The following is an 11,494-nucleotide window of genomic DNA, read 5'->3' on the forward strand; positions in this document are numbered from 1 at the left end:
CGGTTGGAAGCAGTCGCTCCCTGCGGCTCCGCATGCCCTCTCATGGCTCGATCGTACGCGGCTCCCCCCTCGGGCGACGTTAGTCCGGCCAGTCGGCATACTCCCGCCCCGAAGCCAAGCATTCGGGGGGATTCGTGGCCAAGTACACCGCCATCGCCGACGACGTCGCGTCCGGCACCGCACAGAAGACCGTCCTTCAGATCGCCAACCCGGTCGCCAACCCGGGCAGTCACCGGATCGCCGTCTACGGCTACCGGATCTCCTACCGGGGCACCAACAGCGCCGCCCAGCCCGTCCGCAGCCTGGTGGCACGGCAGACCACGGCGGGCGGCGGCGGCGCGTCCGTCCCTGTCTCCGTACCGGTAGTCAAGCTCGACCCGGCGACCCCGGACTCGACCATCACCGCGGTGAAGGGCCCGGCCGCCGCCTGGACGACGGAGCCGACGCTGGGCGACATCGTGATCGGGCAGCGCATCCACCCGCAGGCCGGAGTCAGCGAGTTCATTCCGTTCGGTGACGAGGTGATCGTGGCGCCGGGCGGCTGGCTGGCCGTCGTGGTCGTGGCGGCCGCCACGGTGGATGTGACCGCGCAGCTCTACTGGCGGGAAGGCCACTGATGGCCGATCTTGTCGAGGACTTCAACGACACCACGTACGTCGTCAGCATTTCCGGCAGCTGGGCCCGATCCACGGTCACGCCGAGGCAGGGGGCGGGCTGTTTCAAGTCCGCCACGATCACCGACAACGGGACGACCGACTGCACGGTGACCGTCCCAGCCGGGGCAAGCTCGGTCCGGTTCTGGTACCGGGTGTCGTCGGAGTCCAACTACGACTGGTTCCAGTTCTTCATCGCCGGTACGGAGAAGACCGAGGTGAAGGTGTCCGGGGCTGCCTCCTGGACGCAGTCGCCCGAGTATCCGGTGACGCCAGGCCAGACGCTGACCTTCCGCTACAGCAAGGACGGCAGCAACTCCACCGCCGAGGACTCCGCCTACATCGACGACCTGACGTTCACGATCGACGGGCTTGTGCCGCAGCCGGTCTCGAACTGGGCTGCTGCCGTCACTAGGGCGTCCCGCTTTTAACCCCCTCCAACCCCTCACCCCCGCTTTTCTGCTGCTCAGCCCCAGGATTGGTGAGGTGCCTCGTCATGGCTCGATACGGTCGCGGCTACCCCGTGCCGACCAGAAGGCGGGTAGGACCTCCTATCTCGACGCTGCCGCCGGGGCCGCTCAATGTTCGCGCCACCCTGGTCGGCCCGAACTCGGTGACGGTCGCGTGGGATCCGCCCGAGGCGGGCGCGCTCGGGTACGGCCTCTACCTCGACGGCGTGAAGGCCGGCTCCGACCAGGCTGGCACGACGTTCACCTTCGCCGGCCTGGTGGAGGGTCGCACGTACCTGATCGAGGTGGACGCGGCCGCCGCCGATGGCCGCTCCGACCGGCTGCAGCTCCAGGTCACCACACCGGACGTCACCGCGCCCACCGTCCCGGGTGGGCTGACGATGACGGGCAGGACCAGGACCACGCTGACGGTGTCGTGGCAGCCGTCGACCGACAACGTGTCAGTGGCCGGGTACGGCCTGTGGCTGGACGGTGTACGGCAGGGCGGTGACCAGGCCGCCACCACGTTCATGTTCGCGGGCCTGGTCGCTGACCGCGCCTACCTGGTGGGGGTGGACGCGGCCGACCCGACCGGTAATCGGTCTGGCCGGGCCACGCTGGAGGTTCGTACCGCGCCGGACTTGCCGCCGTCTGCGCCGCCGAACCTGCGCGCCACGAGCGTCGACTACACGACGTTCTCGGTGGTGTGGGACGTGGCCACCGATGAGGACCCGGTCATCGGGTATGACGTTGCCCTTGACGGCGACGTGATCGCCGTCAACCAGGCCGGGCGGACCGCCGTGTTCAACAACCTGGTGGAGAACACGGACCACCAGGTGCGGGTGTGGGCCGTCGACCAGATCGGGCAGCGCACGCTGATGCCTGCCGAGCTGATCGTGCGGACGCTCGACGACACCCCGCCGACCGCTCCGACGCTCATGGTGGAGGCCGCGGAGGAGTCGATCACCGTCGCGTGGACGCAGTCGGCCGACGACTTCGGGGTGGTCGGCTACCGGATCGACATCGATGGGCAGCCTGCCCACTCAACCCCTGGCACGGATTTCACGGTGGACGGGCCCGTCGTGCGGCGGCACACGGTCACGGGGCTGACGGCTGGCCTCGAGTACAGGGTGCGGGTCGTCGCTCTCGACGCGCTCGGCCAGGAGTCGGCCGACAACACCGTGACCGTGGGCACGCCGCCTGTCCCGTACTCGGCGATCGAGTCGCCGGTCTACCGGATCGGCTCGTGGGCGGGCAACGCGCGGGATGCGTGGGGCGTGGACTGGGTGGTGGAGGAGGCGCAGGGGTGGGCGTCCACCCCTGATGTGCGGCCGCGTTCGGCGAGGCTCGGCGGCGTCGATGGGGCGTGGGCGGGGGCCGGCCAGTACGCGTCCCGGGTGGTGACCCTGTCGGGGGTGGCGGTCGCGCCGTCCCGTACGGCGATGCGGGAGGCCAAGCAGCGGTTCCTCGCGGTGCTGGAGCCGCGCGAGATCGGCGTGCTGCGGGTGGAGGACGCCCTGCGCACCATGCAGGCCCGGGTGCGGCTGAGCGACATGCCGCCGCCCCAGGATGACGGGGCGCTGGCGTTCCGCTGGTCGCTGACGGTCAAGGCCGCGGACCCGCGCCGGTACGCGGTCGCGCCCGTGTCGGCGTCGGTGGTTGTGGGTGCGCTGCCGGGCGAGGCGTCGCTCACCCTGACGATGGCGGGCACGTACCCGCAGATCCCGGCCCGCATGAGGTTGTACGGCCCGATCCGGGATTGGACGATCACGCACGAGGAGTCGGGGACGGTGATGCGGGCCATGACCGGCTCTAGCTTGCCCGCGGACCCCCATTACAGCCTCAGCTTCGATCTGGCGACGAGGCAGGTGTGGGCGTACGTGCCGCCCGAGATCTACCCCGTCCCCCGGCCCGGCCGATCGGCGGTGGCGCACCTGCCGGCCTGGTTCATGCTGCTGCCCGGCCCGAACACGCTCACGCTGGCTGGCCAGCCCATCGCGGGTGTCACGGGGACTCCGAGGCTGGTGGTGGAGGCGTTCGACGCCTGGGTGTGACCAGCCGGGGCGACGTAAGCGCCCGGTTTCGTCATGATCCGTGCCGCATCTACCCACATCAGCCATCGGGGGGCGGCGGTATGGGATTGGTTCGGATGGCGACGCCGTACAACACGCAGTCGCCATCGTTTTCACACACCTACTCGTTCGGCAGCACCGGGTTCATGAATCGGATCGTGCTGTTCGTCAACAGCTACGCGAGCGTGAACTCGATCTCGGGCGGCTTCACCGAGCACGAGTGGACCCGGCACACGTTCGGCATCCGCATGCTCAGCAAGATCTCGACTGGTGACTCGTCCGTCACCGTCAACCTCTCCGACAGCTCGGATCGAATCTCGATCTGGATGTATGAGCTGTCCGACGCGGACCACTTCTACGGCAGCGACACGGGGCTGACGTCCAGCTCGGCGTTCTACAGCGCGTCGGACCTGCCGGACGGGTGCGTGTCACTGATCGGCGTCGCAGCCTATGTGCAGGGCAACGACAACTCCTCGGCGGCCTGGCCCAGCGGTTACACGCACAAGGGCTATGTGTTCAGGGATTGGAACGATGGCGCGGTCAAGCGCGTCTACTCGACCTCGGCGGTGGACGAATTCGTTTCCGGGTCGGTGTCGTGGTCGCAGAAGTTGATCACGGGCCTGCCGTCCGGCACACCGAACTATGCGTGGGCGGCCGGCACCTGGGGGCCGAACCCGGACTCTACGCCGCCCTCGGTGCCGGCGAATTTGCGGCTGACCGGCATGACGCCGACCAGCGTGACGGTGGCGTGGGACGCGTCCACGGATGACAGCTCCGGGGTGGCGGGCTACACGACGTACATCAACAGCACCGAGAAGGGCTCGACTTCCAGCCGGACGGCGACGTTCTCGGGGCTGACGCCGGACGTGTCGGTGACGATCCAGGTGGACGCCTACGACTACAACGGCAACCGCAGCGAGAAGGCCGAGCTGGTCGTCACGCCGATCAACGACACCACGCCGCCGGTCCCGCCCGTCGTGAAGGTGACCGCGCTCGCCGCGGGGAAGATCACGATCGGCTGGGACACCCCTTACGACCAGTCCGCGGTGGTGTCGTACGGCGTATACCTCAACGGGACGAAGAAGGCCGACCAGACCGGCCGCACCTACACCTTCAGCGGGTTGACGGCCGGCGCCGTCTACACGGTGGCGGTGGACGCGCTCGACCTACTCGGCAACCGGTCCGCGAAGGGATCGAGGACGGTGAAGGCCCAGGCCGACACCAGCCCGCCCACCGTGCCCGGCGCCGTCACCGTAGTGGCCACGTCCAAGACGGCCATCACCCTGACGTGGAACCCCAGCACGGACGACAACGTCGGCGTCACCGGGTACGGCGCCTACCTCGGCGGCCTGCGGGTGGCCGAAGTGCCGTCCAGGGTCTACACCTTCACCGGGCTCACTCCGGGCGTCACCTACTCGGTCGGGGTGGACTCGACCGACGAGCTCGGCAACCGGTCCGCCCGGACCATGCTCCAGGCCACCACCCTGCAAGACCTGTCCGGGGCGGCGCCCCCGTACGAGTACGTGCTGTACGACTGGGACTCGCACCTGCCGCTCGACAGCTTGCCGCTCCAGAACGTCAGCTTCGAGATCACGCTCGGCGGGACCGGCATGCTCAGCGCGGACATCCCGCTGTACGACGCCGCATACACGATCGGGCGGGTCGCCGCGGCGACAAGGCCTGAACGGACCATGATCCTCGTCTACCGGGGCGAGCAACTCGTGTGGGGCGGCCGCGTCGTGGACCCCCAGGACTACGACAGCGAAACCGGGGTCCTGAAGATCAGCGCCGAGGAGTGCATCGCCATCTACGGCCACCGGTACGTGGCGTTCACCGGCCCCCGGGCGGGCACGATGGCGGACACGGAGATGACGTGGCTGCTCGAACACGCCAGCTCGGCGGCCGACCGGCGGTGGCTCACGTACGAGGGCGTGGCCAGCACCGGCACCCCCGTCGACCGGGAGTACCGCAGTGAGGACTTCTCAACCATCCTCGACAAGGCGGGCGAGGTGGCGGCCGCGCCGGGCGGGTTCGACTGGTGGGTGAAACCCGGGTGGGACGCCGTCAATGACCGGCCTCGGTTCATCCTGCGCCGCATCAACCGGGACGAGCCGCCGGACACGGGCTTGACTCTGGAGTATCCCGGCAGTGTCCGCAGGTTCCGCAGGTCTACCCGGCGGGGCCTGGCCACTCGGACGTGGGGGCAGTTGCGGATCCCGGACGGCGGGGTGCTGCTGTCGTCGGTGACCCGTACCGATCTGATGGCGGAGGGGTGGCCGCTAATCGAGCAGGCCGAGACGTTCGACGGGCTGACGAGCCAGGCCGCGCTGGACGCGGAGACGAAGCGCGCCTCGGACGCCTCAGGCGGCGCCAAGCAGTTGTTTGAATTCGATCTCGCGATCACGCCGGATGTGCGCTGGTGGCAGTGGGAGCTGGGCGGCAAGGCGCGGGTGGTGGTGACGGACCACCTGTACCCGGCGCTGCCGGACGGGTCGCCGGGCCTGGACCGGGAAATGAAGATCGTCAGCCTGAAGGTTCAGCCCGACTCGGATGAGGGCGAGCTGGTGACCGTTACGACCGGCGAACACACCGTCGCCGCCGACTAGAGGAGGGTTATCGAGTGGCGAAGATTGCGGCGGGCGACCTCCAGCAGACCGACCTGGTGCGCATCATCTCGGACTTGCAGGCGCGGGTGAAGGCGCTGGAGCTGCAGGCGGCGGTGCGGACGGTGCCGTTCGTGCTGGTGCTCGCAACCGTCACCTCGACCACGCTCACGCGGGTGGCGTGGACGACGTTCCCCCGGTCGGGCAGCGCGGTGACGGCGGACGTGTCGCTGACCCTGTCGGGGGCGTCGTCGGCCGAGGTGCAGCTGCGCGCGGACGGCACGCAGATCGACTCCCGGACGGTGACCGCGTCGGGCACGGTGACGGTGTCGGGGTTCCTGCCAGCGACATGGGCGTTCGGCGCGCGGAAGGTGGTGGACGTGCAGGTGAAGGTCAACGCCGGGTCGGCGGCGGTGGCGGTGGTGGGCGGGTCGCACCGGTAGCAATCTCTACAGCCCTTGCGCTGAGTCGGCGCGGGCGAGATCGTAGATCAGCCCCGAATACAGGCAGAGGATCCTAATGGACACCTTTGTGTTGTTGACGATGACGCCCAAGGGCGGCGAGGAAGTCGCTTGGTGGCAAGTTGCCACCGGCATCATTGCGATCCCCGTCGCCTTGGTCGGGCTGATCGGCTCCTGGTACCTGGTTCGGAAAACACGCCTCGAATCAAGAAAGCTCGAACTTGAGATCCTAGAGAAGGAGCAGGCGCTCGATCAGGCAAAAGCTGATCAAGACCCTATTCGGGCGGCCGAGATCGTTGCCGAGCCAGTCTTTCAGACCAGGCGAGTCCAGGTTTTGATCCTTCGAGGCATCTTGTTGGTTCTTGTCCTCGACGCCTGGAGTTTGGCACAGAAGCTCCTCGTCCCGATATTTCGCGGCATACGTCTTGGCGCGGCAGCCGCTACAGCGAACCCCGACGTCTTCGCCGAAAACACCCCCGCCGAATATGTCGTATTCACCCTAGTTCTCCTGCTCGAACAACTCCCAACCATCGCTTACTGGTGGATCTTCATCGCCCTGGGATGGCCCCTTCTCAGTGACACCGCGCACGCCCTCTCCATCGAGCTACCTGCGTGGGTCGCCAAGCAGCGAACACGGCGAATCTTGATCTTGGTCATGGTCGTTCTCTTACTGGCCTCTGCGGTGCTGGGCCTAGCCGCCTCCGATTGAACGAAGCGCTGGCCGCCGGTCGATACTCGTCTATGGCGGTACCCTCCGGGACCACGAGCTTCCGGTCGAGAACGGGTCCCCGCAAATAGTCGGGCACGGTCCGAGCTCAGCGTCCGCCACGGCGCCTTGGGCCGCGCGCGGGCGTCTCGTTGCGTCCGTGGACGTCGCGGCGGGTCCGGTGCGGCTGCTCGTGGATCTCCTCGGCGTATTCGACGGCGTCCAGGATCATTTGCTCGACGTCGCGGTCGGCGTGCTTATCGATGGCCATGCGGGCGATGACACCGCCCGGGATGCGCGGCGGATGTTCGGGCAGGCCGCTGGCGGCCAAGCGAAACCAGAACGCCATCGCGCGCTCGCGCTCCTGCTCCGGTCGGGGAAACTCCTCCTGCACCTGCGCGCGCAGGGCCTTGACGAACTCGCGCACGGCGGGCTCGGTGGCCTTGCGCAGGTTCTCCCACTCGATGGCCACGCCTTCCGGCAGGTAGAAGCTGACTTTCTTGTGCACGGGCGAATCCGATCGGGCGCCGAACCGGCCGATGTCGATCTGGGCCTGGCGGGAGGCGTGGGCGTAGCGGGCGACGTCGAGCGCCTGAGGGGGCCGCTTCATGAAGCGGATGACGGCGGTGCCGATGACGTCCGAGAGGGAGCAGGGCGGCCGGTCGTCGAGGTGGAAGAACTCGCGCAGCGGGCCGCCCTTGTGCTCGATGCCGGGCAGGGGCCGGTCCTCGTCCAGCCGGTCACGCCACCGGTTGACGGCGGCGGCCTGGGAGCCGGTGAGGTTGCCGGTCGTGTAGTGAACCAGAACCGGTTTCGTCTCTTCGTCCAGCTCGTGATCGGAACTTTCCACGCGGGAAGCACATCGCGCGACGCCTCGCAGTGCAAGCGGAACCGCCGAATTTGCGGCCAGCCTAAGATCGAAGTCGGCCATTGGCCGAGTTTCTGGGGTTTTCTGGATGTGTGAGTGCGCGACGTGCCCGCCTGCTGCGGACGTTGGTCTGGATCACGACCGTCCTGATCGTCACTGTCGTTGCGACGGCGACCCTTGGCCTCCTTGAGGCGACGCTATCGTGGCCTCCGGTCCTGCTGACAATTCTTGGGTGCACGGTCGCCCTGGTGGGAGCCGTGCGGTTGGTTCTGCGGGTTCTCGCGCGACTTCGGCGTGCGAAGTCTCTGCGGAAGGTACCGGCCCTCACTCCGGACGAGCTTGGCCAACTCACGCCCAAGGAGCGCCTCGATGTTCTCCACGCCAGCCGCGGGGCGGTCGTGCAACGGATCACTGCATGGGGGGTCGTTTTCGGGCTGGTGTTCACCGCGGGCAGCCTCATCTACACCGCCAGGACTTTGGAGACGGCACAGCAGGGCCAGGTCACAGACCGGTACACCAAAGCGGTTGAGCAACTCGGCTCCAAGTCGTTAGATGTCCGGGTGGGCGCGATTTACGCGCTTGAGCGCCTTGCGAGGGATTCCCCTCGCGACCGTCAGACGATTGTTGACGTGCTGGCGGCCTTTGTCCGCGAGCATGACCCGAAGCCGGAGACCAAGTTCCCCAAAACCGGGCCACTGCCGCCCACTACGGATATCGCGGCGGCACTCACTGTACTCACTCGTAATCCGCCGCCCGAATTCGGCGAAGATTATGGAGGGAGTTGGCTGAATCTGGCCGAGGTGCGTACTCCACTGGCCCAACTCCCGGATGCCAAGCTGCTGTGGGCCGACCTGCATGACGCCGACCTGCGCAAGGCCGACCTCAGCAGGGCCAACCTGTTCGCGGCCAGGCTGGACGGGGCCGACCTGCGTGGGGCCGACCTGGGGACCTACCTGCGGTGGGCCGACCTGGCCGGGGCCGACCTGCGTGGGGCCAACCTGTACAGGGCCGACCTGCGGTCGGCCGACCTGGCCGGGGCCGACCTGCGCGGGGCCAACCTGCGCGAGGCTGAGGGACTGCCCGATCGAGGATGGCTAGTGAAGAACACCAGGACGGACTCAACCACCAAGTTCTGACCAGTTTCTCGGCGACGCAAGCCCGGTTTGTCCCTATCGTGCCGCCCCGACATGAGCAGGCCCGAACGTGTTGGGGGTGCGGGATGGCCGACGAGCAGAACGAGCAGGCATGGGTGGCCGGGCAGGTGGCCGAGGTTCGGCGGATCGCCGAGGTCGGGTTCACTGACGTGCGCGGCCAACTCGCGCTCATCCTGCAGCGGACCGAGCACGGTGAACGGCGGCACGCCGAGTTGGCCGACCTCGTGGCCGAGAACCACCGCGCGGTGTCAGAGCGGCTCGACGAGCACGCCAAGCAGATCCAGGCGGCGGCCGAGGAGCGGGCGGCCGAGCGGTCGCGGGTACAGACGATGGCCGACAACGCCAAGCGGTTCTCCACGTGGGTGCCGATCGCCGTGTCGCTACTGTTCGGCGTGATCGGCATCGCGCTCAAGACCTGGGCGTGAGCGAGCCCCCGAGGGGGCCGGGACGGGGCGGGCCGCGAGGGGCACCTGACGTCATGGCTTCCCCCCGCCCTGCTGGTCGGGGGCTTTGTCGTCAGACTGCTGCCCGAGCAGGATTCGGAGGACGGTCACGGCCGCCTTGCGGCGGGGCGCCTTCTCCGTCCAAAGAGCAGTCAGTGCAGCGCACGCAACAAGGCCGATGTGGACGGTCGCGATGATGGCCAGGATGCTGGCGATGGTGGGCTGGTTGGCCCAGGTTGCTGCTCCTGCTCCGGTGCCGGTTAGACCGGTTGGCCGTACACCACCAGGGGTGTACGCATACCGTCACCCTGCCCTCTCTTCTGCCTGATTGCCGCCGGTGCCCCCGGATAATTTCAAGGCATAAGTTTCGAGGCACCTGACGGTCGGACATCGGTTCTTAGGCAGATCGAGAACCGCGCCCCCACGGACATCGCCATCTGCTTGAAACGGGACATGGCCCCGTCTCCAGCCAGCAACTTGCCCTCATGGTACGTCGAGCGGTGTCGCATTGCTGGGTTCACCTGGACGAGGCGACGTTAACCGCCTACTCGTGCACCATCCGCTCCCGGACAGTCCAACCCTTCCGAAGGAGCCGACATGGTTCATCGTCTTCCGGGCATCTCCGACGCGCTCCTGCGCGCGGGCCGGTCCCTGATCCAGAACATCCTCTCCGTCGCCATCGTGGCCAGCGGCGGCGCGATCGTGACCGCTGGCGAGGCGACCGACGCGGGCACCCTCGGCGTGGTCGGCGGCCAGGCCGCGCTCGCCGCGGTGCTCGCCTACGTCTACAACCGGTTCAAGCCCTCCGGCGCTGCGGGCGTCGGCGAGGTGCCGCTGCGCGCCAACAGGTCGCTATGGCAGAACGTCCTGTCGGGTGCGATCGTCGCGGGCGGCGCGGCCGCGACGGGAGTCGCGTCGGGTGACCTGAAGACCATCGGTTTCGCGGTGGCTCAGGCCGCGTTCGCCGCGGTGGTGTCCGCGCTTTACAACGTGGCGCGTCCGCTGAAGGCGGCGGCTGCCGAGTCGCCGGCTGTGTGATTTTGCGCCGGCGTGCCTATCATGGGGGCGCACACCCGACCCTTGGGGTTGGGGATGGGGTCCTTTCCTGGGGCACCGTGCTTGTGCGCGTCCCGCCTTTCCGAGGGAAGGTCGCAGCTCCCGTTTGAGGTTGGGTGGGGGCGCGCACACCAGGCGCTGAACGTGAAGAAGGCCCGCTCCCGTGGCTGTGGGAGCGGGCCTTTTCGTATGCCCCGGGGCGGCTATAAGCCTGCGGAGACGGGGTGAGTGGGGCCCGGCGCGGCTTCGCGGGGGTCGAGGTGGCGGCGCATCCACAGGTCGAGGTGGTGGGCGGCGGTGGCTGGGTCGGCCGGGCATGTGTCGTGGATCGTGGCCGGGCAGGTGGGCCGGAGTTCGTCCCATAGTCCTTGGGGGTCGTTGAGCAGGTGGGTTTTGTTGAGGCGGCCGTGCTGGCGGGCGAAGGTGAAGGGGTCTATGTCGAGCCGGTCGGCTAAATCCTCTTCGGGGGTTCCGCGCATGAGTTCGGTCATGATGGCGCGGGCTATGACCTTGTTCATGGTCTTGAGCGCATCGAGGGTTTCGTCTAGGAGGTCGCCGGGTTGCCGGCGGGCGTCGTCCACGGTGGAGACGACTTGGAGTAGCCGTTCAACGGTGGCTGCGGCGGCGTTGGACAGGCCGAGGCGGGCGACTTGGTCGCCGGTCATGTCGTCGGTCTCGAAGTGCAGGGTGAACTCGGGCGGCTGAGACATGGGGAAGGAAGTCTCCTGCGTCGGCGGGTCGCGCCAGCGTGCTGCGGTGCGCTGCGCTCCATGGGTGAGGGCTTACGTCTAGGGGAAGGGTAGAGATCTTAGGGCGGTTTTGGTAAGTCCTTCTCGTGTTTGTACTGGTCGATGGTCGTGGTGTTGAGCGGTCGGTCAGGGCTGAGGGCGCGGTGGGGTGAAGGTGTTGACCGGGTTTGGGTTGGGGCTGTAGTGTTTGATTGCGATAAATATGCCCTACACTTTTAGCTGTTAGGGATGGTGCGGCCTAGTGTGCGCCGCGCCGTCCCGCCCCGTCAGGCGAAGGGAC

Annotated in this window: 11 protein-coding genes; 9 read left to right on the forward strand and 2 right to left on the reverse strand. The window is 67.9% G+C overall.

What is annotated here, in order from left to right; genetic code table 11:
- The first annotated feature begins 134 nt into the window (after positions 1-134).
- The 6 genes from ACFKCF_RS36005 to ACFKCF_RS36030 all read left to right on the forward strand — a co-directional run bounded on the left by ACFKCF_RS36005 (position 135) and on the right by ACFKCF_RS36030 (position 6,947).
- Positions 135-617, forward strand: coding sequence for a hypothetical protein (locus tag ACFKCF_RS36005; protein WP_394499761.1), 483 nt, complete (start codon positions 135-137; stop codon positions 615-617).
- Complete coding sequence (locus ACFKCF_RS36010) at positions 617-1,084, forward strand: hypothetical protein (protein ID WP_394499762.1); 468 nt, start codon at positions 617-619, stop codon at positions 1,082-1,084. Before ACFKCF_RS36005 ends, ACFKCF_RS36010 begins: the two co-directional genes overlap by 1 nt.
- Positions 1,085-1,149: 65 nt before the next feature.
- Positions 1,150-3,156, forward strand: a complete 2,007-nt coding sequence (locus ACFKCF_RS36015) for a fibronectin type III domain-containing protein (protein WP_394499763.1) — start codon at positions 1,150-1,152, stop codon at positions 3,154-3,156.
- 164 nt (positions 3,157-3,320) lie between these two features.
- On the forward strand, positions 3,321-5,780 hold the full coding sequence (locus tag ACFKCF_RS36020; protein ID WP_394499764.1) for a fibronectin type III domain-containing protein: 2,460 nt from the start codon (positions 3,321-3,323) through the stop codon (positions 5,778-5,780).
- 14 nt (positions 5,781-5,794) lie between these two features.
- A complete protein-coding gene (locus ACFKCF_RS36025; RefSeq protein ID WP_394499765.1) occupies positions 5,795-6,220 on the forward strand; it encodes a hypothetical protein in 426 nt (141 codons plus the stop codon).
- 76 nt (positions 6,221-6,296) lie between these two features.
- Entirely contained in the window at positions 6,297-6,947 is a 651-nt protein-coding gene (locus ACFKCF_RS36030; protein ID WP_394499766.1) for a hypothetical protein, read from the forward strand.
- Positions 6,948-7,053: 106 nt separating this feature from the next.
- On the opposite strand, the gene ACFKCF_RS36035 is transcribed toward ACFKCF_RS36030, so the two are convergent.
- A complete protein-coding gene (locus tag ACFKCF_RS36035; protein WP_394499767.1) occupies positions 7,054-7,875 on the reverse strand; it encodes a hypothetical protein in 822 nt (273 codons plus the stop codon).
- 62 nt (positions 7,876-7,937) lie between these two features.
- Between ACFKCF_RS36035 and ACFKCF_RS36040 the strand changes: the two genes are divergently transcribed.
- The 3 genes from ACFKCF_RS36040 (at position 7,938) to ACFKCF_RS36050 (ending at position 10,447) form a co-directional block, all read left to right on the forward strand.
- On the forward strand, positions 7,938-8,948 hold the full coding sequence (locus ACFKCF_RS36040) for a pentapeptide repeat-containing protein (protein WP_394499768.1): 1,011 nt from the start codon (positions 7,938-7,940) through the stop codon (positions 8,946-8,948).
- Between the two features lie 83 nt (positions 8,949-9,031).
- A complete protein-coding gene (locus ACFKCF_RS36045) occupies positions 9,032-9,391 on the forward strand; it encodes a hypothetical protein (protein ID WP_394499769.1) in 360 nt (119 codons plus the stop codon).
- Between the two features lie 615 nt (positions 9,392-10,006).
- Complete coding sequence (locus ACFKCF_RS36050) at positions 10,007-10,447, forward strand: hypothetical protein (RefSeq protein ID WP_394499770.1); 441 nt, start codon at positions 10,007-10,009, stop codon at positions 10,445-10,447.
- Positions 10,448-10,668: 221 nt separating this feature from the next.
- Here the strand turns inward: ACFKCF_RS36050 and ACFKCF_RS36055 are convergent, their stop codons facing one another.
- Positions 10,669-11,175: a hypothetical protein gene (locus tag ACFKCF_RS36055; protein ID WP_394499771.1), complete on the reverse strand. Its 507-nt coding sequence runs from the start codon at positions 11,173-11,175 to the stop codon at positions 10,669-10,671.
- Positions 11,176-11,494: the final 319 nt, after the last annotated feature.

It is taken from the genome of Nonomuraea sp. JJY05 (genome assembly GCF_043496855.1).
Lineage (GTDB): Bacteria > Actinomycetota > Actinomycetes > Streptosporangiales > Streptosporangiaceae > Nonomuraea.

What these genes read in the sequence shown, in the direction of transcription:
- ACFKCF_RS36035 (WP_394499767.1), bottom strand. Translation starts at nt 7,875, where the DNA reads ATGGCCGACTTCGATCTTAGGCTGGCCGCAAATTCGGCGGTTCCGCTT.
- ACFKCF_RS36015 (WP_394499763.1), top strand. Translation starts at nt 1,150, where the DNA reads ATGGCTCGATACGGTCGCGGCTACCCCGTGCCGACCAGAAGGCGGGTA.
- ACFKCF_RS36030 (WP_394499766.1), top strand. Translation starts at nt 6,297, where the DNA reads ATGGACACCTTTGTGTTGTTGACGATGACGCCCAAGGGCGGCGAGGAA.
- ACFKCF_RS36050 (WP_394499770.1), top strand. Translation starts at nt 10,007, where the DNA reads ATGGTTCATCGTCTTCCGGGCATCTCCGACGCGCTCCTGCGCGCGGGC.
- ACFKCF_RS36020 (WP_394499764.1), top strand. Translation starts at nt 3,321, where the DNA reads ATGAATCGGATCGTGCTGTTCGTCAACAGCTACGCGAGCGTGAACTCG.
- ACFKCF_RS36055 (WP_394499771.1), bottom strand. Translation starts at nt 11,175, where the DNA reads ATGTCTCAGCCGCCCGAGTTCACCCTGCACTTCGAGACCGACGACATG.
- ACFKCF_RS36010 (WP_394499762.1), top strand. Translation starts at nt 617, where the DNA reads ATGGCCGATCTTGTCGAGGACTTCAACGACACCACGTACGTCGTCAGC.
- ACFKCF_RS36045 (WP_394499769.1), top strand. Translation starts at nt 9,032, where the DNA reads ATGGCCGACGAGCAGAACGAGCAGGCATGGGTGGCCGGGCAGGTGGCC.